The sequence below is a fragment of the Pseudomonas sp. C2.3V genome, from assembly GCF_058536325.1.
The window spans coordinates 1,562,306-1,588,139 of record NZ_JBZUBN010000001.1; the positions used below are offsets into that span (position 1 = coordinate 1,562,306).

24 protein-coding genes are annotated in these 25,834 nt (G+C 53.0%); 12 read left to right on the forward strand and 12 right to left on the reverse strand.

Annotated elements, in window-relative coordinates:
• Window positions 1-61: 61 nt before the first annotated feature.
• The 4 genes from lpdA to brnQ all read left to right on the forward strand — a co-directional run bounded on the left by lpdA (window position 62) and on the right by brnQ (window position 5,338).
• Window positions 62-1,498, forward strand: coding sequence for a dihydrolipoyl dehydrogenase (gene lpdA, locus AC4LF3_RS07365; protein WP_010797807.1), 1,437 nt, complete (start codon window positions 62-64; stop codon window positions 1,496-1,498).
• A 151-nt stretch (window positions 1,499-1,649) separates the two neighbouring features.
• Complete coding sequence (gene sucC / locus AC4LF3_RS07370) at window positions 1,650-2,816, forward strand: ADP-forming succinate--CoA ligase subunit beta (RefSeq protein WP_491835022.1); 1,167 nt, start codon at window positions 1,650-1,652, stop codon at window positions 2,814-2,816.
• A complete protein-coding gene (gene sucD, locus AC4LF3_RS07375) occupies window positions 2,816-3,703 on the forward strand; it encodes a succinate--CoA ligase subunit alpha (RefSeq protein ID WP_125887835.1) in 888 nt (295 codons plus the stop codon). Before sucC ends, sucD begins: the two co-directional genes overlap by 1 nt.
• A gap of 315 nt (window positions 3,704-4,018) precedes the next feature.
• Window positions 4,019-5,338 carry a branched-chain amino acid transport system II carrier protein gene (gene brnQ, locus AC4LF3_RS07380; RefSeq protein WP_491835023.1) on the forward strand — a complete coding sequence of 440 codons (1,320 nt, stop codon included), beginning with the start codon at window positions 4,019-4,021 and terminating at the stop codon, window positions 5,336-5,338.
• Between the two features lie 55 nt (window positions 5,339-5,393).
• On the opposite strand, the gene AC4LF3_RS07385 is transcribed toward brnQ, so the two are convergent.
• Window positions 5,394-5,678 (reverse strand): hypothetical protein, encoded by a 285-nt coding sequence (locus AC4LF3_RS07385; RefSeq protein WP_010797811.1) that lies wholly within the window; start codon window positions 5,676-5,678, stop codon window positions 5,394-5,396.
• 277 nt (window positions 5,679-5,955) lie between these two features.
• Between AC4LF3_RS07385 and htpG the strand changes: the two genes are divergently transcribed.
• Window positions 5,956-7,854, forward strand: coding sequence for a molecular chaperone HtpG (gene htpG / locus AC4LF3_RS07390; protein WP_125887836.1), 1,899 nt, complete (start codon window positions 5,956-5,958; stop codon window positions 7,852-7,854).
• A 63-nt stretch (window positions 7,855-7,917) separates the two neighbouring features.
• Window positions 7,918-8,652 carry a dienelactone hydrolase family protein gene (locus AC4LF3_RS07395; RefSeq protein ID WP_074827365.1) on the forward strand — a complete coding sequence of 245 codons (735 nt, stop codon included), beginning with the start codon at window positions 7,918-7,920 and terminating at the stop codon, window positions 8,650-8,652.
• 74 nt (window positions 8,653-8,726) lie between these two features.
• Here AC4LF3_RS07395 and bfr read toward each other — a convergent pair whose 3' ends face one another.
• From bfr to pyrC, 4 genes are all read right to left on the reverse strand, one after another.
• Window positions 8,727-9,203 carry a bacterioferritin gene (bfr, locus tag AC4LF3_RS07400; RefSeq protein WP_491835024.1) on the reverse strand — a complete coding sequence of 159 codons (477 nt, stop codon included), beginning with the start codon at window positions 9,201-9,203 and terminating at the stop codon, window positions 8,727-8,729.
• A gap of 186 nt (window positions 9,204-9,389) precedes the next feature.
• A complete protein-coding gene (locus tag AC4LF3_RS07405; protein ID WP_491835025.1) occupies window positions 9,390-9,605 on the reverse strand; it encodes a bacterioferritin-associated ferredoxin in 216 nt (71 codons plus the stop codon).
• 125 nt (window positions 9,606-9,730) lie between these two features.
• The gene (rnt, locus tag AC4LF3_RS07410; protein ID WP_371106384.1) at window positions 9,731-10,378 is read right to left on the reverse strand and encodes a ribonuclease T; all 648 of its coding nucleotides are present in this window, start codon (window positions 10,376-10,378) and stop codon (window positions 9,731-9,733) included.
• 29 nt (window positions 10,379-10,407) lie between these two features.
• Entirely contained in the window at window positions 10,408-11,451 is a 1,044-nt protein-coding gene (pyrC, locus tag AC4LF3_RS07415) for a dihydroorotase (protein WP_074827361.1), read from the reverse strand.
• A gap of 244 nt (window positions 11,452-11,695) precedes the next feature.
• Here pyrC and AC4LF3_RS07420 point away from each other — a divergent pair, with 244 nt between their 5' ends.
• Both AC4LF3_RS07420 and AC4LF3_RS07425 read left to right on the forward strand, forming a co-directional pair.
• Window positions 11,696-12,646, forward strand: a complete 951-nt coding sequence (locus AC4LF3_RS07420; RefSeq protein WP_073450678.1) for a flagellar protein MotY — start codon at window positions 11,696-11,698, stop codon at window positions 12,644-12,646.
• A gap of 109 nt (window positions 12,647-12,755) precedes the next feature.
• On the forward strand, window positions 12,756-13,973 hold the full coding sequence (locus tag AC4LF3_RS07425; RefSeq protein WP_019365393.1) for an argininosuccinate synthase: 1,218 nt from the start codon (window positions 12,756-12,758) through the stop codon (window positions 13,971-13,973).
• 98 nt (window positions 13,974-14,071) lie between these two features.
• On the opposite strand, the gene AC4LF3_RS07430 is transcribed toward AC4LF3_RS07425, so the two are convergent.
• The 7 genes from AC4LF3_RS07430 to metG all read right to left on the reverse strand — a co-directional run bounded on the left by AC4LF3_RS07430 (window position 14,072) and on the right by metG (window position 21,777).
• On the reverse strand, window positions 14,072-14,251 hold the full coding sequence (locus AC4LF3_RS07430) for a PA3496 family putative envelope integrity protein (protein WP_010797819.1): 180 nt from the start codon (window positions 14,249-14,251) through the stop codon (window positions 14,072-14,074).
• 144 nt (window positions 14,252-14,395) lie between these two features.
• The gene (nth, locus tag AC4LF3_RS07435; protein ID WP_010797820.1) at window positions 14,396-15,034 is read right to left on the reverse strand and encodes an endonuclease III; all 639 of its coding nucleotides are present in this window, start codon (window positions 15,032-15,034) and stop codon (window positions 14,396-14,398) included.
• 44 nt (window positions 15,035-15,078) lie between these two features.
• A complete protein-coding gene (gene rsxB / locus AC4LF3_RS07440; protein ID WP_312270954.1) occupies window positions 15,079-16,458 on the reverse strand; it encodes an electron transport complex subunit RsxB in 1,380 nt (459 codons plus the stop codon).
• Window positions 16,459-16,598: 140 nt separating this feature from the next.
• Window positions 16,599-17,381: an ABC transporter ATP-binding protein gene (locus AC4LF3_RS07445; RefSeq protein ID WP_010797822.1), complete on the reverse strand. Its 783-nt coding sequence runs from the start codon at window positions 17,379-17,381 to the stop codon at window positions 16,599-16,601.
• Window positions 17,381-18,454, reverse strand: a complete 1,074-nt coding sequence (locus AC4LF3_RS07450) for a FecCD family ABC transporter permease (RefSeq protein ID WP_491835026.1) — start codon at window positions 18,452-18,454, stop codon at window positions 17,381-17,383. The genes AC4LF3_RS07445 and AC4LF3_RS07450 overlap by 1 nt, the downstream gene beginning before the upstream one ends.
• Window positions 18,451-19,599, reverse strand: coding sequence for an ABC transporter substrate-binding protein (locus tag AC4LF3_RS07455; RefSeq protein WP_074827353.1), 1,149 nt, complete (start codon window positions 19,597-19,599; stop codon window positions 18,451-18,453). Before AC4LF3_RS07455 ends, AC4LF3_RS07450 begins: the two co-directional genes overlap by 4 nt.
• 132 nt (window positions 19,600-19,731) lie before the next feature.
• The gene (gene metG / locus AC4LF3_RS07460; RefSeq protein ID WP_286788210.1) at window positions 19,732-21,777 is read right to left on the reverse strand and encodes a methionine--tRNA ligase; all 2,046 of its coding nucleotides are present in this window, start codon (window positions 21,775-21,777) and stop codon (window positions 19,732-19,734) included.
• A 162-nt stretch (window positions 21,778-21,939) separates the two neighbouring features.
• Here metG and apbC point away from each other — a divergent pair, with 162 nt between their 5' ends.
• The 4 genes from apbC (at window position 21,940) to AC4LF3_RS07480 (ending at window position 25,814) form a co-directional block, all read left to right on the forward strand.
• Window positions 21,940-23,034: an iron-sulfur cluster carrier protein ApbC gene (gene apbC / locus AC4LF3_RS07465; RefSeq protein WP_125887846.1), complete on the forward strand. Its 1,095-nt coding sequence runs from the start codon at window positions 21,940-21,942 to the stop codon at window positions 23,032-23,034.
• A gap of 125 nt (window positions 23,035-23,159) precedes the next feature.
• Entirely contained in the window at window positions 23,160-23,726 is a 567-nt protein-coding gene (gene dcd, locus AC4LF3_RS07470; protein WP_010797827.1) for a dCTP deaminase, read from the forward strand.
• 255 nt (window positions 23,727-23,981) lie between these two features.
• Window positions 23,982-24,911: a chemotaxis protein CheV gene (locus AC4LF3_RS07475; RefSeq protein WP_010797828.1), complete on the forward strand. Its 930-nt coding sequence runs from the start codon at window positions 23,982-23,984 to the stop codon at window positions 24,909-24,911.
• A gap of 96 nt (window positions 24,912-25,007) precedes the next feature.
• A complete protein-coding gene (locus tag AC4LF3_RS07480; protein ID WP_074827347.1) occupies window positions 25,008-25,814 on the forward strand; it encodes an MOSC domain-containing protein in 807 nt (268 codons plus the stop codon).
• Window positions 25,815-25,834 lie beyond the last annotated feature (20 nt).

Below are 25,834 nucleotides of genomic sequence, written 5' to 3' on the forward strand. Positions count from 1 at the left end.
GTCCATATATAGAGACGGCTTCGTAAGAAGCCGTCCGGTTTATCGAAATAGGATGAAACTTATGAGCGAAAAATTCGACGTAGTCGTGATCGGTGCCGGCCCTGGCGGCTATGTGGCTGCCATCCGTGCTGCGCAGCTCGGCCTGAAAACTGCCTGTATCGAGCGATACAAGGGTAAGGAAGGCAAGGTCTCCCTGGGTGGTACCTGCTTGAACGTAGGTTGCATTCCTTCCAAGGCGCTGCTGGATAGCTCTTACAAGTTTCATGAAGCGCATGAAGGCTTCAAGGTTCACGGCATCGATGCACCCAACGTGACTATCGATGTACCTGCCATGATCGGTCGTAAGGATCAGATCGTTAAGAACCTGACAGGTGGTATCGGCACGCTATTCAAGGCCAACGGTGTAACGCTGTTGGAAGGACATGGCAAGCTGCTAGCCAACAAGCAGGTTGAAGTGACAGGTCTGGACGGTCAGACTCAAGTTGTCGAAGCGACAAATGTCATCCTGGCTTCGGGCTCGCGTCCGATCGAAATTCCGCCGGCTCCGCTTGTTGAAGGCATTGTTGTTGACTCCACGGGTGCTCTTGACTTCACTGAAGTTCCGAAGCGTCTGGGCGTTATTGGTGCAGGCGTTATTGGTCTGGAACTGGGCTCGGTATGGGCTCGTCTGGGGGCCGAAGTAACTGTTCTGGAAGCGCTGGACAAATTCCTGCCGGCTGCCGATGAGCAGATTGCGAAGGAAGGCCTGAAGATTCTAACCAAGCAAGGTCTGAACGTTCGTCTGGGTACACGTGTAACCGGTTCGGAAGTCAACGGAAACGAAGTGACCGTGACCTTTACCGACTCTACCGGTGAGCAGAAGCAGACGTTCGACAAGCTGATCGTAGCCGTAGGCCGTCGTCCCGTGACGACCGATCTGCTGGCTTCTGATTGCGGCGTGGAGAGCGATGAGCGCGGATACATCTATGTTGATGACTATTGCGCTACCAGCGTACCCGGCGTTTACGCAATCGGTGACTGTGTACGCGGCCTGATGCTGGCTCACAAAGCTTCCGAAGAAGGTGTCATGGTGGCCGAGCGTATCGCAGGTCACAAGGCTCAGATGAACTATGATCTGATTCCTTCGGTTATCTATACCCATCCGGAGATGGCATGGGTCGGCAAAACCGAGCAGGCTTTGAAGGCTGAAGGCGTTGAAGTGAATGTCGGCACCTTCCCGTTTGCTGCAAGTGGCCGAGCCATGGCGGCCAACGATACGGCTGGCCTGGTCAAGGTAATTGCCGACGCCAAGACCGATCGCGTTCTAGGTGTTCATATTATTGGCCCAAGTGCAGCGGATCTGGTTCAGCAAGGCGCCATCGCCATGGAATTCGGCACCAGTGCCGAAGACCTGGGCATGATGGTGTTCTCGCACCCAACACTGTCTGAAGCGCTGCATGAAGCGGCCCTGGCAGTGAATGGCCATGCCATTCATATTGCCAACCGCAAGAAGCGTTAAGACGGTAGACCAACGGTGAGCAGCCCGCCGCTACTCCAGGGGAGGGCCGCAGGAACGCTCACCGGACTGCCAGAGGGCAGTTACAGGTGGCGCGGCGCCAGTGAGCGCAGCGCCGAAAATGCGCAATACCTAACGAAGACGGTAGATAAGCATGAATCTCCACGAGTATCAGGGTAAGCAGCTGTTCGCTGAGTACGGCCTGCCTGTATCCAAGGGCTTCGCTGTAGACACCCCGGAAGAAGCGGCGGAAGCCTGCGACAAAATCGGCGGCAGCGAGTGGGTCGTTAAAGCACAAGTTCATGCGGGTGGCCGTGGTAAAGCCGGCGGTGTGAAGCTGGTCAAGAGCCGTGAAGACGCCAAGGCGTTTGCTCAAAACTGGCTAGGCAAAAATCTGGTGACCTACCAGACTGATGCTAATGGTCAGCCGGTTAGCAAGATCCTGGTTGAGTCCTGCACGGACATCGACAAGGAACTGTACCTCGGTGCGGTCGTTGACCGCTCCAGCCGCCGTATCGTTTTCATGGCCTCCACCGAAGGTGGCGTGGACATCGAAAAAGTTGCGCACGACACGCCTGAGAAAATTCTGAAGGCAACCGTTGATCCTCTGGTAGGTGCTCAGCCTTATCAAGGCCGTGAGCTGGCCTTTCAGCTAGGCCTGACTGGTAACCAGATCAAGCAGTTCACCCAAATTTTTGTTGGTCTGGCTAAGTTGTTCCAGGATTATGACCTGGCGCTGCTGGAAGTGAACCCGCTGGTCATCAAGAAAGATGGCGACCTTCACTGCCTGGATGCCAAGATCAATATCGACAGCAACGCCATGTATCGTCAGCCCAAGCTGCGTACAATGCATGATCCATCCCAGGATGATGCTCGTGAAGCCCATGCGCAGAAGTGGGAACTGAACTACGTTGCACTTGAAGGTAACATTGGCTGCATGGTTAATGGTGCAGGTCTGGCCATGGGTACCATGGACATCGTTAACCTGCATGGCGGCAAGCCGGCCAACTTCCTGGACGTAGGCGGTGGCGCGACCAAAGAGCGCGTAACCGAAGCGTTCAAGATCATTCTGTCCGACAGTAATGTTAAAGCCGTACTGGTTAATATCTTCGGCGGTATTGTTCGTTGCGACATGATTGCTGAAGGCATCATCGGCGCAGTGAAAGAAGTCGGCGTGAAGGTTCCCGTCGTTGTGCGCCTGGAAGGCAACAACGCTGAGTTGGGTGCCAAGGTCCTGGCCGAAAGCGGTCTGAACATCATCGCGGCAACTAGCCTGACCGACGCTGCCCAGCAGGTCGTCAAGGCCGCGGAGGGTAAGTAATGAGCGTCCTGATTAATAAAGACACCAAAGTTATCTGCCAGGGCTTTACCGGTAGCCAAGGTACTTTCCACTCCGAGCAAGCTATCGACTACGGCACCAAGATGGTTGGCGGTGTAACGCCAGGCAAGGGTGGTACTACTCACCTGGGTCTGCCCGTATTCAATACGGTTAAGGAAGCAGTAGAAGCGACCGGCGCCGAGGCTTCGGTCATCTATGTTCCGGCTCCTTTCTGTAAGGACTCCATTCTTGAAGCCGCGTTTGGTGGTATCAAGCTGATCGTTTGCATCACCGAAGGCATTCCTACGCTGGATATGCTGGATGCCAAGGTCAAGTGCGATGAGTTGGGCGTACGCCTGATTGGTCCAAACTGCCCAGGCGTAATCACACCCGGCGAATGCAAGATCGGCATCATGCCTGGTCACATTCATTTGCCAGGTAAGGTTGGTATCGTTTCTCGCTCCGGCACGCTGACGTACGAAGCGGTTAAGCAAACCACTGACGCAGGTTTCGGCCAATCCACATGTGTGGGTATCGGCGGTGACCCGATTCCGGGTTCCAACTTCATCGATATTCTGAAGCTGTTCCAGGAAGATCCCCAGACCGAAGCGATCGTCATGATTGGTGAGATCGGTGGTTCTGCCGAAGAAGAGGCTGCAGCCTTCATCAAGGCCAATGTGACCAAGCCTGTTGTGTCCTACATTGCCGGTGTTACTGCACCTCCTGGCAAGCGTATGGGTCATGCGGGCGCAATCATCTCTGGCGGTAAAGGTACTGCTGACGAGAAGTTCGCTGCGCTGCAAGACGCAGGCGTCAAGACCGTACGTTCCCTGGCTGATATCGGCAAGGCCCTGGCCGAGCTGACTGGTTGGGAAGTCAAGAAGGCGTAAGCCTTACCTTGATGCAAAGGCCACCTTTAAGGTGGCCTTTGTTTTTATAGGGCTGATAAATTTTTAGTTCTGTAAATCGCTGATCGATCGACAATACTGCTACACGAGGGCCTGATTTCGGCCCGTTTAGTCGGGGTGTAAGACGTTTTTGCTGCCTTTGCCTGCAGATTTCGTTAGGATGTGCACCCTTCACAGCCACCGTCTCCAAAAGAGTAGGGTAGCCATTAGTGGTCCGCTTTAGCCAAGCGGGCGTCGTTCCTAATAAGCAACGGGAACCCTTCGCGATCAATCTGTCTGAATCCGGTATTCCCTTAAATGAAATCTCTGAAAGGCCAGGATATCCTGGCGCTTGGCTTTATGACCTTCGCTCTCTTTGTAGGCGCGGGTAACATCATTTTCCCTCCGATTGTAGGCTTGCAAGCCGGTCCCCACGTTTGGGCTGCGGCTATTGGCTTCCTTATTACAGCGGTAGGCTTGCCTGTACTAACAGTGGTTGCCTTAGCTCGTGTAGGCGGCGCCATGAATGCGCTGAGTTCACCAATCGGACGGGTAGCCGGTGGCTTGTTGGCAGCGGTCTGCTATTTATCAGTCGGTCCGCTGTTTGCCACCCCACGTACTGCAACTGTCTCATTCGAGGTTGGGCTTGCGCCCCTTACAGGTGGTGGGGCGCTACCGCTGTTTCTCTACAGCCTTGTCTATTTCTGTGTTGTATTGCTGGTATCGCTTTATCCAGGTCGCTTGTTGGATACGGTGGGCCGTTTCCTGGCGCCGTTGAAAATCCTGGCGCTTGCCATTCTGGGAGCAGCGGCATTCCTATGGCCTGCCGGCGGGACGGGCGAGTCCGTCAGAGCTTACCAGGCACAGGCGTTTTCCCAAGGTTTCATTAATGGTTATCTGACCATGGATACGTTGGGCGCTCTGGTGTTTGGCATCGTCATTGTAAATGCGATCAAGGCGCGTGGCATAGAATCAGCAACACTGATTACGCGCTACGCTGTTATTGCAGGACTGATTGCAGGTGTTGGGTTGGCTCTGGTTTACATCAGCCTGTTCCAGCTGGGCTCTACTAGCCATTCATTGGTGCCAGCGGCCACTAATGGGGCAGAGGTGCTTCATGCCTATGTACAGCATACGTTTGGTGAACCTGGCAGTATTTTCCTTGCCTGTCTGATTTCGCTTGCCTGTCTGGTCACTGCGGTTGGATTGACCTGCGCCTGTGCAGAATACTTTAGTGAAGCCCTGCATCTGCCTTACAAAGTTCTGGTTGTTGCACTGGCACTTTTTTCTCTACTCGTTTCGAATCTGGGTTTGACTCATCTGATTCAAATATCCGTACCCGTGCTGACGGCTATTTATCCACCGTGCATTGTCTTGGTTGTGCTTAGCTTCTGCTCCAGACTGTGGCATTCATCCTCGCGCGTTGTAGCCCCTGTCATGCTGGTTGCGTTTCTGTTCGGCATTGTAGATGGCATAAAGGCGGCAGGTTTTGATGTCAGCTGGATTACATGGCTGGAAGCCAAGCTTCCGCTGGTAGATCAAGGGCTGGCGTGGCTCATTCCATCGGTTGTAGTGGGTGTATTGGCTACGCTCTGGGATAGACAGCAAGGCCAGCCACAGGCCGTGCGAGCTTCATAAGAGCTTTTTCCCGGTAATAAAAAAGCCCGCTATTGCGGGCTTTTTTATTACAAGCTTACTGCTGCTTGGTGTTCGGATCACCGCCTTGCAGAGGCTGATCCGGATTTCCCTGAGGAGAAGTATTGGTGCCGGTATCCTGAGCTTCTTTAGCTTGCTCTTGGGCGGCCTCAGTACGCTCTTGAGCAGCCTGATTGCTTTCCTTGGCTGCTTCATTCATGTGTTCTTGAGCTTTCTGCTCGGATTGCTGTGCGTCTTGTGCCTTTTCTTCGGAAGGCTTGTCACAGGCAGCTAAGCCAAGGGCTGCAGCAAGCAGCAGGGCGTAAGCGAAAGGTTTTTGCATGGTCTTCTCCTTGTTTAATTCACGGCAGCACTTCGAGCATACGTATACAGCGAAGTTCCGCGTAGACCTTCTTAGCGTCTATGGCGGTATGCGAGCCTAACAGGTACGGCTGCCAGACCTATTGGCAGCAATCATGGCCAGGTAGTTCCTGACATTTGATTAAATGGCCCGGATATGAGACCTGCAATCCGTTTTGGGTTGAAAAATAAGGACTTGCCCCCATTTTGCGTCCATCACCGCTATCGCGGCTCAACCGTCATCTGTGGAGTTCGTAACCATGAGTGTGGAGACTCAGAAAGAAACATTAGGTTTTCAGACTGAAGTGAAGCAGCTGCTTCATCTCATGATTCATTCTCTGTATTCCAACAAGGAAATTTTTCTTCGGGAGTTGGTTTCCAACGCATCCGATGCGGCGGACAAGCTCCGCTTTGAGGCCCTGGCCAAGCCGGAGCTGCTTGAGGGCGGCGACGCGCTCAAGATCCGTATCAGCTACGACAAGGATGCACGCACTGTCACGATAGAGGACAACGGCATCGGCATGAGCCGTGAGGATGTCGTTACGCATCTGGGAACTATTGCCAAATCAGGCACCGCTGATTTCCTTAAGAACCTGTCGGGCGACCAGCGCAAGGACTCCCACTTGATCGGCCAGTTTGGGGTCGGTTTTTATAGTGCCTTTATCGTAGCGGACAAAGTGGATGTCTTTACACGCCGTGCTGGACAGCCTGCTGCGGAAGGGGTTCACTGGAGTTCGAAAGGCGAAGGCGAGTTCGATGTTGAAACCATCGAAAAACCTGAGCGTGGTACTCGCATCGTTCTGCATCTGAAAACAGGCGAAGAAGAGTTCGCTGACGGCTGGCGTCTGCGTAATATCATCAAGAAGTATTCTGATCACATTGCACTGCCGATCGAGTTGCCAAAAGAGCATCACGGAGAGGACGCACCCTCAGAGCAGGAGTGGGAAACGGTCAATCGGGCCAGCGCGTTGTGGACACGGCCGCGTACTGAAGTCAAGGATGAGGAATACCAGGAGTTTTACAAGCACGTCTCCCATGATTTCGAGAACCCTCTGACCTGGAGTCACAATAAGGTAGAGGGCAAACTTGAATACACCTCGCTGCTTTATGTACCTGCACGCGCGCCCTTTGATCTGTACCAGCGTGAAGCGCCGCGTGGATTGAAGCTTTATGTGCAGCGTGTATTCATTATGGATCAGGCTGACGAGTTCCTGCCCCTTTACCTGCGCTTCATCAAGGGTGTGGTGGATTCCAACGATCTCTCGCTTAACGTCTCTCGTGAGATTCTTCAGAAGGATCCGGTCATCGACTCCATGAAGTCGGCGTTGACCAAGCGGGTCCTGGATATGTTGGAAAAGCTGGCCAAAAACGAGCCGGAGCAATACAAGCAGTTCTGGAGTGCTTTTGGACAGGTTCTGAAAGAAGGGCCGGCGGAGGACTTTGCCAATCGTGAGAAGATTGCCGGCTTGCTGCGTTTTGCATCGACTCATGGAGATGCGGGTGAACAGGACGTTGCGCTCGCTGACTACATTGGTCGCATGAAGGAAGGGCAAGACAAGATCTACTACCTGACAGGCGAAAGCTACAATCAGGTGAAGAGCAGTCCACACTTGGAAGTTTTCCGTAAGAAGGGTATCGAAGTCCTTCTGCTAACGGATCGCATCGATGAGTGGCTGATGAGCTACCTGACTGAGTTCGATGGTAAGGCATTCGTTGACGTCGCTCGTGGCGATCTGGACTTGGGTAAGCTTGATTCCGAAGAGGACAAGAAGGCTCAGGAAGAAATAGCCAAGGCCAAAGAAGATCTTGTTGGTCGCATCAAGAAGGCACTGGATAACGAGGTCAGCGAAGTGCGGGTTTCTCATCGCCTGACAGACTCACCGGCTATTCTGGCAATCGGCGAACAGGACCTGGGTCTGCAGATGCGTCGCATCCTTGAGGCGAGCGGCCAGAAGGCCCCTGAATCCAAGCCGATTTTTGAAATCAATCCACAGCATCCTTTGATTGAAAAGCTGGACATGGAGCAGGATGAAGACCGCTTCGTAGATTTAGCTCATGTCTTGTTCGATCAGGCAGCTCTCGCTGCAGGTGATAGTCTCAAGGATCCGGCTGCGTACGTGCGCCGTCTCAATAAGCTTCTGGTAGAACTTTCTGCCTGATGCGCTGATAAAGCCCGCTTCTGGCGGGCTTTCTTTTAACACCCAACGACGAAGAGGTAACCCATGGCCGAAATGACGGTTAAGGCAATCCAGTATGAGATCGATGGACAGCCGTTCGAAGGGCAGCTGGTCTACGATGCTGATCAGCCCCAGACGCGGCCAGCAGTTCTGCTTTCGCCTAACTGGATGGGCGTATCGCAAGGTGCTATTGATTTAGCCAAGCGCCTTGCCAGCGAAGATGGGCTGGTTTATTTCATCGTGGATTTTTATGGTCAGAAGGTGCGTCCTGCTAATGCAGATGAGGCGCTGGCAGCCATGATGCCGATTCGTAATGATAGGGCTTTACTACGCAAGCGCCTGCAGTCTGCTTATCAGGCGCTTGTTGCTCAAGCGGGCACTGTTGCAATAGACACGAAACACATTGCTGCCATTGGCTTTTGCTTTGGTGGCTGTGCTGCGCTTGAGTTGGCGCGTGAAGGTGCAGAATTGGCTGCTGTTGTCACTTTCCATGCCAATCTGGATACGCCAAATCCTGAAGATGCCCGTAATATCAAAGCACCCGTTCTAGTGCTGCACGGGGCTGCTGATCCGTTAGTGCCTAGCGAACAGATTTCTGCTTTCGAGGCAGAAATGACCGCAGCCAATGTCGATTGGCAAGTTATCAGTTACGGTAATGCTGTCCATTCCTTTACTGATCCGGAAGCCAATAATCCAGGCAAGCAGCAATACAATCCGGTTGTTGCCAAACGCGCCTTCCTGGCTATGCATAATCTGTTTGATGAGGTCATGTCGCGCTAGTATGCGAAGACCCGCAGCAGTGCCTGGTCTAAGAAAAGCCCGCCAATAGGCGGGCTTTTTATGACCTGTAAGATTTAATCGTCGTCATGCATATTGGATTGCAGGTAGTTCTCAATCCCTACCTTGTCGATCAGCCCCAACTGAGTTTCGAGCCAATCGATATGCTCCTCTTCAGACTCCAGGATGTCCTTGAGCATGTCGCGACTTACATAGTCTCGAACACTTTCGCAGTACACAATTGCATCTCGTAGGTCGGTAACCGCTGCGATTTCCAGGCGAAGGTCACACTCAAGCATTTCCTTGGTATTTTCACCAATCATCAACTTGCCAAGATCCTGAAGGTTTGGAAGGCCTTCAAGAAACAGGATTCGCTCAATCAGACGATCCGCATGCTTCATCTCGTCGATTGACTCATGGTATTCATGGTGGCCAAGTTTTTTCAGGCCCCAGTCGTTATACATGCGCGAATGGAGGAAGTACTGATTGATGGCAACCAGCTCGTTTCCAAGTATCTTGTTGAGATGCTGAATGACTTTAATGTCGCCTTTCATGACGGCTCCGCCCAAGGATTATGTAATACAAGTCTGGGCGCGAAGCGAGGGCTTGTCAAACGTAAGTTATTGAATTGATTATGAAAAACATCTGTGAATAACACGCTTTCGCAACTGATTCATAACCTACTGATTTTTAGACATAAAAAAACCGGGCCAACTGCCCGGCTCTTAAAAATCTGTTTATCAGGCTTGGGATAATCCGACCGAGTAGGCCAGACTTTGAGCCGCCTGAAGCTCGCCAAGGGTTTCTCTGACAACCGTTTTAGCCAGGCAGGCACATTTACCGCATTGAGTACCTACTCCTGTGCATTCCCTTACTTCCCGATAGCTGCAGCATCCTTCGTAGATAGCTTCACGGATTTGCTTATCGGTGACACCTCGGCACAAACATACGTACATGGCGATTCGTCTATGGCTGAAAAGAGATATCGGCAGACTAATCGTAGTGAGAATGATTGTCAAAGCGTTATAGGAGGGAATGTTATTAACCTGCCGAGCGGCACGATGTCCGCTCGGCAAAAGGTTTATTCAGGGTCCATCCAGCCGCCCAGCTCACGCCAGCGATTGACGATACCGCAGAACAGATCGGCCGTTTTTTCTGTGTCATAACGGGCAGAGTGCGCTTCCCGATTATCAAACTCGATTCCAGCGCTTTGGCAGGCTTTGGCTAGTACTGTTTGCCCATAAGCCAGTCCGGCTAATGTAGCCGTGTCAAAGCTTGAGAAGGGGTGAAAGGGGTTTCGTTTGATACCACAGCGCAAGACCGCAGCGTTAAGAAACGCAAGATCAAAGCTACTGTTATGACCTACCAAAATGGCTCGCTTGCAACCGTTGGCTTTCAAAGATTTCCGCACCCCACGGAAGATTTCCGTAAGGGCATGTTCTTCCTTGACGGCCATTCTCAGCGGGTGATCAAGCTTGATGCCAGTAAACTCGAGCGCGGCAGGTTCTACATTGGCCCCTTCGAACGGCTCGACCCGAAAGAAATGGGTGTGCTCAGGGAAGAGAAAACCTTTCTCATCCATCCCAATGATAGTAGCGGCTATTTCCAATAGCGCATCGGTGGACGCATTGAAGCCACCGGTTTCCACGTCCACGACTACAGGTAAATAGCCACGAAAGCGTCGGGCCATTGGAATACGCGAGTCGGACATTGGCGCGGTGTTTTCCATTTCTTCCGCGAACAGTTCTTCATCATCACTCATGCAGAGGTCTCCAGACGCCAACGCAACGTTTCTCCGGCACGCAGCGGCACAACTTCAAAATCGCCAAAAGGCAGGGAGCTAGGTGCTTTCCACTCTTCACGCACCAGCGTTACGGTATCGGTATTATGCGGAAGGCCATAAAAGTCGGCGCCAAACAGGCTGGCGAAGCCCTCTAATTTATCCAGCGCGTCGCGGCCTTCGAAGGCTTCGGCATACAGTTCAAGTGCTGCATAGGCGGTATAGCAGCCAGCGCAGCCGCATGCAGACTCCTTGGCGTGTTTGGGGTGTGGTGCTGAGTCCGTACCCAGAAAGAACTTTGGACTTCCGCTGACAGCGGCATCCAGTAGCGCTTCCTGATGCGTGTTGCGTTTGAGGATAGGTAGACAAAAAAAGTGCGGACGGATGCCGCCAACCAGCATGTGATTACGATTATAGAGCAGATGATGAGCGGTGATGGTGGCGGCTACGTTTGCCGACGCATCACGTACGAATTGTGCTGCATCGCCTGTCGTGATGTGTTCAAGCACGACCCGAAGCGCGGGGAAGCGTCTAACGATGACGCTAAGCTGCTCGTCGATAAAGCGCTTTTCACGGTCGAAAATGTCGACTTCTGAGCGTGTAACTTCGCCATGTACCAGCAGCGGCAGTCCTACCTCGGCCATCGTTTCCAATACCGGAAAGATATTGTCCAGCGAGGTGACCCCTGAGTCGGAATTTGTTGTGGCGCCAGCAGGGTAGAGCTTGACGGCATGTACGAAGCCGCTCGCCTTGGCAGCACGGATTTCGTCTGGTGTGGTGCGGTCAGTCAGGTACAGTACCATCAGCGGTTCGAAGCGGTTGGCGGCGGGGCGGGCAGCCAGAATACGTTCGCGATAAGCCGCGGCTTGTTCCGCATTGCGTACAGGTGGTACCAGGTTGGGCATGATGATGGCACGGGCAAAGGTGCGAGCAACATCGGCTACGGTTTGGCTCAAGGCCGCACCATCACGGAGGTGTATATGCCAGTCATCGGGACGGCGAAGCGTTATCCGGTCGGACATGCTGATTTCCAGGCGAACAAATGTGGAGAGAATGCTACCGGAAAAGGCGGACTCGGGCACGCCGCCCAGCCTAGAAGTATTTCAGAATAGCTGATCCATTGGGTGAAACAGGCAGAGTTGTTCTAAAGCAATGCCGCCTGCGTAGCGTTGGCGTACTATCCAAGTGCTGATTGTATTCAAGTTTTCTGGGTAATGAACCGATATCACAAGGGTAAGATTCTTCTATTGGATTCGGAGCCTCCCCGTGCGCCTTCGTTACTTGACCCTTCTACCGCTCCTGGCCAGCCTGCCGGCAATGGGCATCACATTCCAGGACCGCATTGAAAAAGCGGGATGGAAAGTGGAGGGCGATCAGTTTGAATGCCGGCTTTCTCAGGATGTTCCCCGCTTTGGTACGGGTGAGTTTGTTCGTCGTGCCGGAGAGCAACCTACTTTCAGGCTCAAAACATCTGAAAACTGGCTTTCCCAAGGCTCTGCGACGCTGCTGGCTGCCGCTACGCCATGGCAGCCGGGACGAGGTGATGAGTCGCTGGGTTCAATCAGAATTCAAAGTGGCAATACTCCGCTCAATACGAGCGAGAGTCAGGGGCGGCGCCTGCTGACCGGATTGATGGAAGGTCGCAGTCCATTGATCAAATCGCGTAGCCGTAATGGCGACCCGCTTGAGGTTCGTATTTTACCCGCGAGGTTTGAGTCGGCGTATCAGGATTTCCAGCTGTGTGCTGCCAAGCTTCTGCCAGTCAACTTTGATCAAATTCGTCACTCCCTGGTTGGCTTTCCCAAGGGGGGAAGTGATCTGGATGAAGTGGCACGTAACAAGCTGGACATCATTCTTCAGTATCTCAAAGCCGATCCCACTGTAAACCATGTAGTGATTTCTGGCTTTACCGATAATTCTGGTAATCGACTCGATAACCGCCAGGAATCGCGGCTGCGTGCAATGGCTGTCATGCAGTACCTGAAAGCCAGCGGCGTTCCTGAGGAGCAAATGGAAATTCGCTTTTTTGGAGAGCAGTATCCTTTGGTCGCCAATAACAGCAAGGCAAATCGAGCCAAGAACAGAAGGGTGTCGATGGTGTTTACCCGTGAGCCTGTAGCCTCTGACTCCAAGCCAGAGTCTTCTACGGCAGCGCCAGCCGACGCGCCGGCGGCCGTTCCAGCTACAGCTTCGCAAGGTGGTAAGCCAAGCAGTTAATAGCGCACCGGGTGTCGCCTAGGCAACTTCTTGTGTCGCGCCTCTATAAATAGCTCCGCTTGGCAAGTAGAATCATCTTCTTTCTAAGCAATGCGTGGGAGCGAGTGGCATGACGGACGTCAAGAAGGTAGTCCTGGCGTATTCGGGCGGCCTGGATACTTCGGTGATCCTCAAGTGGCTGCAGGATACCTATAACTGTGAAGTCGTAACATTTACAGCGGACCTTGGCCAAGGGGAAGAAGTGGAGCCCGCTCGCGCTAAAGCCAAGGCTTTAGGCGTCAAGGAAATCTTCATCGAAGACCTGCGTGAAGAATTCGTTCGTGATTTCGTTTATCCGATGTTCCGGGCGAATACGGTATACGAAGGCGAATACCTGCTGGGTACTTCCATTGCTCGTCCGCTTATCGCCAAGCGATTGATCGAAATTGCCAACGAAACGGGCGCTGATGCCATCTCCCACGGTGCAACCGGCAAGGGCAATGATCAGGTACGCTTCGAACTGGGAGCCTATGCGCTCAAGCCTGGCGTAAAGGTTATTGCACCCTGGCGTGAGTGGGATTTGTTGTCCCGCGAAAAGCTCATGGATTATGCAGAAAAGCACAATATCCCGATCGAGCGTCACGGCAAGAAAAAATCGCCTTATTCCATGGATGCTAACCTCCTACACATCTCTTATGAAGGTGGTGTGCTGGAAGACACATGGACTGAGCATGAGGAGGACATGTGGCGCTGGACCAAGTCGCCAGAGGCTGCTCCGGATCAGCCGACGTATATCGAATTGACTTACCGTGCTGGTGATATCGTGGCTATCGATGGCAAGGACATGACGCCTGCCCATGTGCTGGCTGAGCTCAATCGCATCGGTGGCGAAAACGGTATTGGCCGTCTGGATATCGTTGAGAACCGTTACGTGGGAATGAAGTCGCGTGGCTGCTATGAAACGCCTGGCGGCACCATTATGCTCAAGGCCCACCGAGCTATCGAGTCCATTACCCTGGATCGTGAAGTCGCCCACCTCAAGGATGAGCTCATGCCTCGCTATGCGAGCCTGATCTATACCGGCTATTGGTGGAGTCCCGAACGCCTGATGCTGCAGCAGATGATCGATGCTTCTCAGTCCAACGTAAACGGGGTCGTACGTCTGAAGTTGTATAAAGGCAACGTAATTGTCGTTGGTCGTAAATCTGACGATTCCCTGTTCGATGCGAATATCGCTACGTTTGAAGAGGACGGTGGTGCTTACAACCAGGCTGATGCAGCAGGTTTCATCAAGCTCAATGCACTGCGTATGCGTATCGCCGCTAATAGCGGACGCAAATTGTTTTGAGTGATCTTGCCCCGGATCAATACCTGGGCAGCCCTTCCGTCTGGAGGGGCTCTCGCTCTTAAGCGCTAATAAAAAAAGCCCAACCGGGCTTTTTTTATTTACAGATCGAAATCGTATTCCGAGATCTGACGCTTCAAGCGACGCTCTTCAAGCATATTGTCTATTAAGCGGCGCTTGGTAAGGTTGGTTTTGCTGACAGGCACATCAGCAGCCTCAACGTCACCCTCGGTTTCTACGAAGTCATCATCAAGTTCGATATCACTTTTCTCGCTCGCCATGAGAAAACTCCTAGCATGAGGTGGTCAAGGAGCGGGTGCAGCTTGAGAGGACTACACAGCCCTTTTGGCGCACCTTATAGCGACAAAGTGATGAGTCGTAAAAAAGATTTTTTTAATCGATCAGCTTGAAAGTTACGGTACTTATCAATTATCCGATGTCTTAGCTTTGTATTCGCACAGGTCCTCAATGCGACAGCTCCCACAGCGGGGTTTTCGCGCCTGACACACGTAGCGCCCATGCAGAATCAACCAGTGGTGTGCATCCAGCAGATATTCCTTCGGAACCACCTTGAGAAGCTTTTGCTCCACCTCAACCACATTTTTTCCTGGAGCAAGATTGGTCCGGTTGCTGACACGGAAAATATGCGTATCAACGGCCATTGCAAACTGCCGAAACGCTGTATTTAAAATGACATTTGCAGTTTTACGACCTACGCCAGGAAGGGCTTCCAGTGCCTCACGTGTCTGTGGGACTTCACCGTTGTGCTGCTCGATCAAAATACGGCAGGTCTCGATAACGTTCTTGGCTTTCGTGTTATAGAAATTGATCGTATTGATGTATGCAGAAAGCCCATCCACACCAAGGGCATACAGGCTTTCCGGAGTGTTGGCCACTGGGAACAACTTTGCGGTTGCCTTATTGACCCCTTTATCGGTGGCTTGTGCCGATAGCATTACGGCAATCAGTAATTCGAAAGGCGTCGTGTAGGACAGCTCGGTCTTGGGATCAGGGTTGTCCTCGTGGAGACGACGAAAGATTTCCAGGCGCTTGGCGGCATTCATGGGAATAGTGGCTCGGCTTTCACGGTATAAGGGCTAACGCATCATTACGACGCCAAATGCTCTGACAGTTTATTTTCAAGCTCGGTCAATCGGCCACGCACTTCCAACAAGACATTCTCGGAAGTGTTCCTGTCGCGTTCAAGGCGTTTTACTTCTGCCTTGGCATAAGCAATCTGCGTCTTAAGGGTCCGCGTTAGAGGGTCGACAGGGCTTTTCTGTATCAGAGTATGCTCCGGCAGAGGTCTGTCTGAAGCCTTTTCAGCCATGTCCAAAGTGTTCTCAGCCTGATGAAGCATTTGGCGCAGTTGCGAAAGCTCCTCTTGAGGTGCACCGTTACGCTCTGCCGAGAGAAACGCGGCACGGGCACTTACTAGACCCAACTTTGCCTGTTTCAATGCATCCGGCGTCTTGGACGGCGTCTGATCTTCAAGATTTGCCAGGGCTTGTGCAGCAGCGGCAGCTGAGCCGTGAAGCATGCTCAGCTGCTCTTGCTGTTCCGGGGTTGGCTGTTGCCCGAATGCTTTCTCAGCTTTACTGAGTTGCGCTCGTGCCATGGCAGCATTGATTTTGGCTCGCTTTATTTCAGCAGAAACATCAATCGGTTGGGCTTGGCTTGAAGGGCGGCTACCACTCAGCGCTTCATCCAGCGCTTGCTGGGCGGCTTCAGCGGCCTGCTTGAGCCATTTAACCTGATCTTCCAATTGTTGTGTGGCACGCTGAGCCAGCTGCTTTTCAGCTTTCTTGAGCGCCATTTGGGCTGTAGAGGCGTTGATCTTGAGTTTTTTAAGTATTACGTCCGCATCAGTGGATGGATCTTTCTGAGCTTTGATGCGCGATATTGCTGCCTGGACAGGATCGACTGACGTGGCAGTTTGAACCGCCTCTGTCGACAATTGAGAGCGTGCCAGACGTGCATCTCGATCGGCCTGTTTACGCTGCTCTTCACGCGCCAGACGTGCGTTGTGTGCGTCATAGCGTAAGCGGTAATGAGCCGCTTGCTGCCGTTGCTGTTCGTGAGAAGGTTGTACAGGTAGCGGGTTCAGATCGATACAGTCGACAGGGCAAGGCGCAATGCACAGTTCACATCCGGTACATTCAGCCGCTATGACCGTGTGCATCAGCTTTGCTGCGCCTACGATGGCATCCACCGGGCAAGCCTTTAAGCATTTGGTACAGCCAATGCATTCTGCCTCACGAATGAACGCTACCTGAGCAGGTGTGGGCGGGTAGGGTGAGTCCAGAGGCGTGGCCTCGACGCCCAGTAGCACGGCCAGATCATGAATGGTTTCATCCCCACCGGGAGGGCATTTGTTAATGGCTTCGCCCGCCGCAATGGAAGTGGCATAAGGGAGACAGCCAGGATGGCCACATTTACCGCACTGGGTTTGAGGTAGAAGCGCGTCGATTGCATGTATCAGGCTCATGCACATACATCCAGTGACGTGCGCATGGCGCCAAAAACAAATTCAAGCATGGTCAGCAGATAAAGCGGATAGCCAAACAGGCGCGTATTATCCGGGATATGACCATGAATGAACACCTGCCGCTGGCCAGCGGCAGGCTGCTAGATCAATGAGGCGCTATGGAGGCCATCGATCAGGACTTGCGGTCGCCCTTTGGAGCAAGACTCAATCCGTGCGCGAACTCCATAAACTTCTGCCAGACTATCCGCATCGATCACGCTCTGCGGAGTGCCATGAGCCGCCAGGCGTCCATTCTTGAGCATGACAATATGGTCGGTTTGTCTCAAGGCGATGTTGATATCGTGCAACACGATAAGGGTAACCATATCGCGCTGACGTGTTTCCTGGGCTATCACGTCCATCACATGAAACTGGAAGTTCAGATCGAGTGCGCTCAGGGGCTCATCAAGTAAAAGCAGTGTCGGCCTGCGGATCAGGGCCTGTGCCAGACCTACCAACTGCTTTTGTCCACCAGAGAGCTGGTCAAGGTAGTGCATGCCCAGGTGTTCGATCTCAAGGCGCCTAAGCAGGGTAAGCGCGTCCTCAGTGTCTTTGGCATGCGGCTGCCCAGAGGCGCGGCGTGCAACCAGAAGCGACTCGAAAACACGCAGATGGACGCTGGCAGGCAATGTCTGGGGAAGATAGACCACTTTCTCCGCGCGTTTGGCAAAGCTCAGACTGGTAAGCGCCTCTTCGTCCAGTGTGATGGTGCCTTTGGCCGGCGTCAGGCCAGCGATGGCCTTGAGTAAAGTTGACTTACCGCTTCCGTTGGGACCGAGCAAGGCGGTTACCTTGCCATGCGTAATGCCTTCAAGGGTAAGGTCCTGAATGATCGTTTTTTTGCCATAGCCAACATTCAGCCCCTGCATAGATAACGCGTGCATTACAGGCCTCCCTTGTTACGCAGGACAACCGTGAGGAAAAAGGGTATACCCACAAGAGCCGTTACGATTCCAACCGGTATCAGCACGCCGGGGAGCAGGTTCTTGGATGCAACAGATGCAAGTGAAAGAATCAACGCACCGGCCAAGGCGCTGGCAGGTAGATAGAACCGGTGATCTTCGCCAAAGATCAGGCGAGAAATGTGCGGGCCTACCAAGCCAATGAAGCCGATGGTGCCTACAAACGCCACAGCCAGGGCGGTGAGAATACTAACTCTCAGCAGGGTGCCTAGCCTTAAGCGCTTGACATTGATTCCAAAGCTGGCTGCACGATCCTCACCGAGTCGTAACGCTGTCAGCTGCCATGCCCGACGAAGCGACAAGGGAAGTGCGATAGCGAGTGCCAGCGCCAGAATGCCGAGCTTGAGCCAGGTGGCTCGGGCAAGGCTTCCCATGGTCCAGAAGACCAGTCCTGAAAGCGTATCTTCACTGGCAACAAATTGAACCAGCGATACTAGTGCCTGAAAGGTAAAGCCCAAGGCAATACCGAACAGCACAATGGCGCTGGTTGTGGCTTGACGAAGCCGTGCGACAGCGTCGAGTAGAAGGGTTGCTGCCAGAACAAACACAAAGGCGTTGATCGAGATAAGCCACTCGCTGGGTACACCCGGAATGCCCAGATTCAACACAATGGCCAGGGCCGCTCCGAACGCGGCGGCGTGTGAAAGCCCTAGCGTGAAAGGGCTGGCCAGAGGGTTATTCAGTATTGTCTGCATTTCGGCGCCGGCAAGGCCTAACGCTGCGCCGACACAAACGGCCATGAGCGCTTGCGGGAGACGAATATTCCAGACAATAACCGCCTGACTAGGACTGACCGATTCGCGATGCACCAGGGTTTGCCAGAGATCACTAACGCTCAGGCCGGCCGGCCCGAGCGTGAAGTCCAGTAATAACGAACAACCAATCGCGATTACGAAGATCGCCAGAATAAGGAGTCGCTTACTCAGGAGCGAGCGGTAATCGTTAGAGAGAGAGGCATCCAGGGCAGGATGCTCAATCGATTGCTTGGCGTTCATGGATTACTCTTGGCTTGCGTCCAGTAGGCGCCACGGATATCGACAGGAAGGAACTGGTTATTCAGCTCATCCAGCGTTTGCTTGGGGTCGACGTCCTTGAACGCGTCCGGGTAGAACCATTTGGCAAATGCCTCGATGGCCAAAATGTTGTAGGGCGAGTTATAGAAATTATGCCAGATGCCGTACGTACGACCTTCATGAACAGCTCTGAGCGGCGCGATTTCCTGACGCTTGAGCAGGCCTTGCAGGCTGGCGGCCGCGGCATCATCTGTAACGCCTGTGCCTGACTTCAGGCCATTGTCAGTGGAGCTCATGTCCCGAGTGCCACTTGCAATGTAGATATCAGGGTTAACACTCAGAAGGGTCTCGGCATTGATGTCGCCGATTACGCCAGGCAGCAGGGGAGCGGCCAAGTTGTTGCCTCCAGCCGCTTCGATAAATTCGCCAAAATTGCCTTTACCGGCCGTATGGCAGCACGCTGCGCCAGGCCAGATACCTGCCAGCATTTCGATGAAGACATTGGGACGTTTGTCGCTAGGGATAGTTGAGACGGTTTTCTGAATTCGATCCAGATGACGTTGATAGAACGCAATGTAATCTTCAGCCTGCTTTTCTCGATGCACAGCCTTGCCAAGTACACGCATACTGGGAATGGTGTTTTGCATGGGGTGCTGACGGAAATCAATGAAAACAACCGGCACACCTGCAGCCTTTAGCTGCTCTACCAGCTCATTCTTGACGCCCGGGCCGTGACCAGCAATGCCGAAAATTGCAATATCAGGCTTCAGGGAGATCGCTTTTTCATCGTTGACACTGGCTTCAGACGTTTTGCCAATAGTCGGGATCTTGTCGATTTGAGGATACTTGGCCTGATAGGCCGCGTAGCCCTGCTTGTCTACGGTACTGAGTTCACCTTGCCAGCCAACAATACGGTCGAGTGGCTTGTCGCCTTCCAGTAGAGCCAGTGCATAAAGCATCCGTCCTTCGCCCAGAAGGATACGGTCAACCTTGGCAGGAATTTCTACCTGGCGGCCAGCGATATCAGTAATAGTCTCAGCATGAAGACCACTCGACATGATGGCAGCCAGAGAAAAGCCTGATAGAAGGCCAAGCCAGCGCTTGCCAGACAATATGGAATTAAACATTACTCTTCCCTGCAAATGAGATGCTTTATTATTAGGCGACTAACAGCTTATGTTTTCAAGTCTCTTTGCAATATTTAGCCGTTATTGTTCAACCACTTGTAAGAAAACGGCCGCTTATAGCGGCCGTTTTGATTACTTCACTCGCTGCCCTGGCAAGGCACCCGCGTCTGGACTTAACAAGAAAATATCTTTCCCACCAGGACCGGCTGCCAGCACCATGCCTTCGGAAACACCAAAGCGCATCTTACGGGGAGCCAGATTGGCAACGTACAGAGTAAGGCGACCTTCCAGCGTAGCGGGGTCATAGGCGCTCTTGATTCCAGAGAACACATTGCGCAATTCGTCGCCAATATCGAGCGTGAGTTGCAGAAGCTTGTCAGCCCCTGCCACCGCTTCAGCCTTGACGATACGTGCCACTCGCAGATCTACAGCGGAAAAGGCATCGAAGTCGATGGTTCCTGCAATAGGCTCCTTGGCCAGCTCACCATTATTGGAGGCCTGAGGCGCTGTAGTGCTGGCAGTCAGGTCTTCTTTTGATGCTTCGATCATCTCGGTCACTTTTGCAGATTCGATTCGTGTCATGAGGGGTGCAAATGGGTTTAGCTGATGATTCGCCAATGCCGTTGAAAGATCTTCCCAGTGCAGCGGAGCTATATTCAGGAACGTTTCGGCGGCCTCTGCGAGCTTGGGGAGTACGGGCTTGAGGAAGATGACCAGTTGACGGAAGAGATTGATGCCCAATGCGCAGATTGCCTGGACTTCATCCTGTTTACCTTCCTGCTTGGCCAGTGCCCAAGGCGCTTTTTCAGCAATCCAGGCGTTAGCCTGGTCGGCCAGCGCCATGATTTCACGCATGGCGCGCCCAAATTCGCGACCTTCATAGGCTTCGGCGATGCTGGGCGCCGCGGCCTGAAATGCCTGCCAGAGTTCAGGTGCCGGGTTGGCCTCGATCAAGAGCCCGTTATTACCCTTGTGAATGAAGCCAGCACAGCGGCTGGCGATATTGACAACCTTGCCCACCAGATCGGAATTGACTTTCTGGACAAAATCTTCAAGGTTCAGGTCCAGGTCATCTACACCGCGACCCAGCTTGGCGGCATAGTAGTAACGCAGGTATTCAGGCGAGAGATGCTCAAGGTAAGTACGTGCCTTGACGAATGTACCGCGTGACTTCGACATTTTCTGCCCATTTACCGTAACGTAACCATGAACGTTGACGGCGGTAGGCTTGCGGTAGCCTGCACCCTCCAGCATAGCTGGCCAGAATAAGGCATGGAAGTTGACAATATCTTTGCCGATAAAGTGATAGAGCTCTGCGGTGGAGTCCTTGCCCCAAAATGCATCGAACTCAAGACCTAGTTCCGGACGATGAGTGATCAGGTTCTGGAAGCTGGCCATGTAGCCAATTGGAGCGTCCAGCCAGACGTAAAAATACTTGCCAGGCGCATCAGGGATTTCGAAGCCGAAGTAAGGCGCGTCACGGCTGATGTCCCACTCCTGCAGACCGGCATCGAGCCATTCGGCAATCTTGTTGGCTACTGACTCCTGTAAGGCGCCGCCGCGCGTCCAGCTTTTGAGCATGGCGTCGAAGTCAGGTAGCTTGAAGAAAAAGTGTTGCGATTCCTTGAGAACAGGTGTCGCGCCGGAGATGGCTGACTTTGGATTGATCAGATCCGTTGGTTCATAGGTAGCGCCACACTTTTCGCAGTTATCACCATATTGATCCTCGGTGCCGCATTTAGGGCAAGTGCCCTTGATGAAGCGGTCAGCCAGGAACATGTTCTTATCCGGGTCGAAGTACTGGGTCACTGCACGTGTAGCAATGTGGCCTGCATCCCGTAGCTTCAGATAGATCTGGCTTGCCAGCGCACGGTTCTCTTCCGAGTGCGTCGAATAGTAATTGTCGAAATCAATAAGAAAATCGGCGAAATCCGCCATGTGCTCGGTGCGAACACCATCAATAAGCTGTTGCGGCGTAACGCCTTCACGTTCGGCGCGCAGCATGATGGCGGAGCCATGGGCATCATCGGCACAGACATAGATGCACTGGTTGCCGCGCAGTTTTTGATAGCGCACCCAGATGTCAGTCTGGATGTATTCCAGCATATGGCCAAGGTGAATCGAACCGTTGGCATAGGGGAGGGCGCTAGTGACAAGAATCTTCCGGGGTTCGGACATAGGGCTCGACTGTCAATTAAGGCTAAAAATAATTGAACACTATAAAGGCCGAACCGTTTTTTTTCACGCCTGGTCCAATAGCTGAGTATTCGGGTAGGTTTTATCCTGTCTGACCGGTAGCATAGTGACTACGATTACACCGTACCCTTGTTTGGAGCTGTTATGAGCGCACTTACCCGCGAAGTGGTAGAAGCCACTCTGCGCCAGTACACCGATCCCTACCTCAACCAGGACCTGGCCACCGCAGGTTGCCTGCGCGATGTCACCCTTAACGGCGGACACATCGTCGTTAGCATCGAACTGGGTTATGCGGCGGGACTGTTCAAGAATGGCATGGCACAGGTGCTCAAGAATTCGCTGGAAAACCTGCCAGGTGTGACCCAGGCGGATGTCCAGATCCAGTGTGTCATCAAGCCCCATGCGGCTCAGCCTCAGGTTGAGGCGATGTCGAACGTAAAGAATATTATTGCGGTCGCGTCTGGTAAGGGTGGGGTCGGCAAGTCTACGACTTCTGCCAACCTCGCGCTGGCCCTGGCACGTGAAGGGGCTCGAGTAGGTATCCTGGATGCCGACATCTACGGCCCCAGCCAGGGCATCATGTTTGGTTTGCCTGAAGGTACACGTCCCAAGATCCAGGATGAGAAGTGGTTCATTCCGCTGGTGGCACATGGGGTCGAAGTCATGTCCATGGCTTTCCTGACCGATGAGCGCACACCTGTGGTGTGGCGTGGTCCGATGGTGTCGGGCGCGCTGCTGCAGCTGATTACTCAGACCGCCTGGAATAATCTGGATTACCTCGTCATCGATATGCCGCCAGGCACGGGTGACATCCAGCTTACGCTGGCCCAGAAGGTTCCTGTAGCTGGTTCTGTCATCGTAACGACTCCGCAGGATCTGGCCCTTCTTGATGCCAAGAAGGGCGTTGAGATGTTCCGTAAGGTCAATATTCCAGTGTTGGGCGTAGTCGAGAATATGGCTGTGCACATCTGCTCGAATTGTGGTCATGCCGAGCATTTGTTTGGCGAGGGCGGCGGCAACAAGCTTGCCAGTCAGTATGGGGTTGATCTTCTAGCCTCTCTGCCGCTATCCATGGCTATTCGCGAGCAGGCGGACCAAGGACGTCCTACGGCCATCGCTGATCCAGACAGCCAGATCGCCATGATTTATCAGGATATGGCGCGTCATGTTGGCGCACGCATTTCTCAGAGTGGAAAAAAGGCTGCCATCATGCCCACCATCACGGTTTCGGACGACTGATACCATTGACGAGCGAGGGACTGAATAGCGTTGGTCCTTCGCTTTCTCATGGTTTAGGTCTTTGATGAGTGCCGCCGTACCGGTAAGATGTGCGGTTATGTTTTTACCCCTGACAGGACAGTGCCATGAGCATCAAAGCAGATAAGTGGATTCGCCGCATGGCCCAGGAACACGGCATGATCGAGCCGTTCGTTGAGCGGCAGATGCGTGGGGAGGGAGCCGACCGGCTGATCTCTTTTGGCGTGTCCAGCTACGGTTACGATGTGCGCTGCGCTGATGAGTTCAAAGTATTCACCAACATCCATTCAGCTACCGTCGACCCGAAGAATTTCGATGAAAAAAGCTTCGTCGATATCAAGGGAGATGTTTGCGTTATTCCGCCAAACTCCTTTGCGCTGGCGCGTACCGTCGAGTACTTCCGTATTCCTCGTAACGTATTGACCATCTGCCTTGGCAAAAGCACTTATGCCCGCTGTGGCATTATTGTGAATGTCACGCCGCTTGAGCCGGAGTGGGAAGGGCACGTAACATTGGAGTTCTCCAATACTACCAACCTGCCAGCTAAGATCTATGCTAACGAAGGCGTGGCTCAAATGCTGTTCCTGGAATCTGACGAGCCTTGCGAGGTGTCTTACAAGGATCGTGGTGGAAAGTATCAGGGGCAACGCGGTGTAACACTGCCGAAAGCCTGATTGACAATAGTGGCTGAAGCCGGGCGTGTCCCGGCTTTTTCATGCCTGCTGATCTAACCAGTCTGCTCAACCGTATTAAGAGGCCGGTTAGACGGAGGCGTAAAAACGCTTTAAGTAGACCCTACCGCATGCCGATACAGTAAGAGCCATACAGCCATCTATCGTGGCTGAGCGGACGGGCTTTTGCAGAGTTTCGCTTCAAGGTCCTTGCAAGATGGCCGATACCTAGGAAACGCTATTCTTAGGAGATTTGGCATGGCTAGCATTCTTGATTCTGTCGACCAGCGCACGCAGCTGGTAGGCGAGAACCGTCTGGAAATTCTGATGTTTCGTCTGTCCAGTCGGCAGATGTTTGCCATCAACGTGTTTAAGGTGCAGGAGGTATTGCACCTGCCCAAACTGACTTTAATGCCCAAGCGTAATCCGATGGTCTGCGGTGTCATTCATCTGCGCGGACAAACACTGCCGGTTATTGACTTGGCATGTGCCATTGGGATGAGGCCGATTGTGCCTGATCAAAACAGCACGATTATCGTCACTGAGTACAACCGCACCGTCCAGGCGTTCCTGGTAGGAAGCGTGGATCGCATCATCAACCTTAACTGGGACAGCATCCAACCCCCTCCGGGTGGAGCCGGTCGTCAACATTATCTGACGGCTATTACCAAGTTTGAGGACAAGCTGATCGAAGTCATCGATGTAGAAAAAGTACTGGCTGAAATCGTGCCTTATAACGTCAAGGTTTCCCGCGAGCGCTTGGACGACTCGTTGCTAACCAAAGCGAAGTCACGTGAAATTATGTTGGTGGATGACTCCAGCACCGCGCTCAATCAGATGCGCGATACACTGACGCAGCTCGGTTTGACCTTCCACATCGCTACAGATGGTCTCAAGGCGTTGCAGAAACTCAAACAATGGGCCAAGGACGGGGTCAATGTCTCTGAAAAGCTGCTAATGCTTATTACAGACGCTGAAATGCCGGAGATGGATGGCTATCGCCTAACGACGGAGATCCGTCAGGATCCTCAGCTCAGTAGCCTCTACGTCGTACTCCATACCTCGCTATCCGGTAGTTTCAACGAGGCGATGGTCAAGAAAGTAGGCTGCAACGCATTCCTGTCCAAGTTCCAGCCTGATTTATTGGTTGAGGCGGTACGAACCCGATTGAGCCTGCTAGACCAATAAGTGTAGGTCCTGACAATAATTTTGTCCGTCAAGCCTGCACACAGGCGCTGATCTTTTCTAGACTCACGGCTTCTTTGGTCGACAGGAAGCCGTGCCATGTTTCATCTCAGCGGACTTTATCGTTATCCCGTCAAATCTACTGCGCCTGAGCCTCTTGAGCGTGCCGATATTGATTGCCTAGGCGTGGCGGGTGATCGGCGATGGATGGTGGTAGAGGCTTCGACAGGACGTTTCCTGACCCAGCGATTGTTACCCAGCATGGGGCAGATTGTAGCCCGTTGGATCAGTAACGGTTGTCTCTCGCTTAATGCCCCCGGAATGTCAACGCTTGAAATTTCTGTTCCTCTGCCAGATGAGGCCCTGCAGGGCGTCACACTCTGGCGAGACACGTTCCAGGTTCCAGAGGCAGGAGAAGAAGCCAATGCCTGGTTAAGCACCTTCTTGGACAGACCTTGTCGCTTGGTGTACATGCCCGAAAGTCGGGCGCGTCAGGTTGATACTGCTTATGCCAGTCCTGGTGATCACGTTAATTTCGCAGATGGTTTTCCATTGCTACTGATTGGCCAGGCCTCTCTGGATGATCTGGCTCAGCGTGTGGGCCGGCCTTTGGATATGAGGCGGTTCAGACCTAATCTGGTCGTTGAAGGTAGCAAGGCTTACGCGGAGGATAAATGGACGCATATACGAATAGGGGAGGTTGAATTTCGTATTGTGAAGCCTTGCTCTCGGTGTGTACTGATTACTGTTGATCCGGTTACCAGCGTGCGCAGTCATGACCGGGAGCCTTTAGCAACACTGAAGACTTATAGAGAACATGAGGGCGCCGTTTACTTTGGGCAGAATCTGATCCAGCTTAATCCAGGCGCAGTGAATATCGGTATGCCTGTTGAGGTGCTGGCATAGCGCAGTGGAAATGAAAGGCC

What these genes read in the sequence shown, in the direction of transcription:
- AC4LF3_RS07475 (WP_010797828.1), top strand. Translation starts at nt 23,982, where the DNA reads ATGGCTAGCATTCTTGATTCTGTCGACCAGCGCACGCAGCTGGTAGGC.
- htpG (WP_125887836.1), top strand. Translation starts at nt 5,956, where the DNA reads ATGAGTGTGGAGACTCAGAAAGAAACATTAGGTTTTCAGACTGAAGTG.
- AC4LF3_RS07445 (WP_010797822.1), bottom strand. Translation starts at nt 17,381, where the DNA reads ATGCACGCGTTATCTATGCAGGGGCTGAATGTTGGCTATGGCAAAAAA.
- pyrC (WP_074827361.1), bottom strand. Translation starts at nt 11,451, where the DNA reads ATGTCCGACCGGATAACGCTTCGCCGTCCCGATGACTGGCATATACAC.
- metG (WP_286788210.1), bottom strand. Translation starts at nt 21,777, where the DNA reads ATGTCCGAACCCCGGAAGATTCTTGTCACTAGCGCCCTCCCCTATGCC.
- AC4LF3_RS07425 (WP_019365393.1), top strand. Translation starts at nt 12,756, where the DNA reads ATGACGGACGTCAAGAAGGTAGTCCTGGCGTATTCGGGCGGCCTGGAT.
- brnQ (WP_491835023.1), top strand. Translation starts at nt 4,019, where the DNA reads ATGAAATCTCTGAAAGGCCAGGATATCCTGGCGCTTGGCTTTATGACC.
- lpdA (WP_010797807.1), top strand. Translation starts at nt 62, where the DNA reads ATGAGCGAAAAATTCGACGTAGTCGTGATCGGTGCCGGCCCTGGCGGC.
- AC4LF3_RS07405 (WP_491835025.1), bottom strand. Translation starts at nt 9,605, where the DNA reads ATGTACGTATGTTTGTGCCGAGGTGTCACCGATAAGCAAATCCGTGAA.
- sucD (WP_125887835.1), top strand. Translation starts at nt 2,816, where the DNA reads ATGAGCGTCCTGATTAATAAAGACACCAAAGTTATCTGCCAGGGCTTT.
- AC4LF3_RS07395 (WP_074827365.1), top strand. Translation starts at nt 7,918, where the DNA reads ATGGCCGAAATGACGGTTAAGGCAATCCAGTATGAGATCGATGGACAG.
- AC4LF3_RS07385 (WP_010797811.1), bottom strand. Translation starts at nt 5,678, where the DNA reads ATGCAAAAACCTTTCGCTTACGCCCTGCTGCTTGCTGCAGCCCTTGGC.
- bfr (WP_491835024.1), bottom strand. Translation starts at nt 9,203, where the DNA reads ATGAAAGGCGACATTAAAGTCATTCAGCATCTCAACAAGATACTTGGA.
- nth (WP_010797820.1), bottom strand. Translation starts at nt 15,034, where the DNA reads ATGAATGCCGCCAAGCGCCTGGAAATCTTTCGTCGTCTCCACGAGGAC.
- AC4LF3_RS07430 (WP_010797819.1), bottom strand. Translation starts at nt 14,251, where the DNA reads ATGGCGAGCGAGAAAAGTGATATCGAACTTGATGATGACTTCGTAGAA.
- sucC (WP_491835022.1), top strand. Translation starts at nt 1,650, where the DNA reads ATGAATCTCCACGAGTATCAGGGTAAGCAGCTGTTCGCTGAGTACGGC.
- AC4LF3_RS07455 (WP_074827353.1), bottom strand. Translation starts at nt 19,599, where the DNA reads ATGTTTAATTCCATATTGTCTGGCAAGCGCTGGCTTGGCCTTCTATCA.
- AC4LF3_RS07480 (WP_074827347.1), top strand. Translation starts at nt 25,008, where the DNA reads ATGTTTCATCTCAGCGGACTTTATCGTTATCCCGTCAAATCTACTGCG.
- rnt (WP_371106384.1), bottom strand. Translation starts at nt 10,378, where the DNA reads ATGGAAAACACCGCGCCAATGTCCGACTCGCGTATTCCAATGGCCCGA.
- dcd (WP_010797827.1), top strand. Translation starts at nt 23,160, where the DNA reads ATGAGCATCAAAGCAGATAAGTGGATTCGCCGCATGGCCCAGGAACAC.
- AC4LF3_RS07450 (WP_491835026.1), bottom strand. Translation starts at nt 18,454, where the DNA reads ATGAACGCCAAGCAATCGATTGAGCATCCTGCCCTGGATGCCTCTCTC.
- apbC (WP_125887846.1), top strand. Translation starts at nt 21,940, where the DNA reads ATGAGCGCACTTACCCGCGAAGTGGTAGAAGCCACTCTGCGCCAGTAC.
- rsxB (WP_312270954.1), bottom strand. Translation starts at nt 16,458, where the DNA reads ATGAGCCTGATACATGCAATCGACGCGCTTCTACCTCAAACCCAGTGC.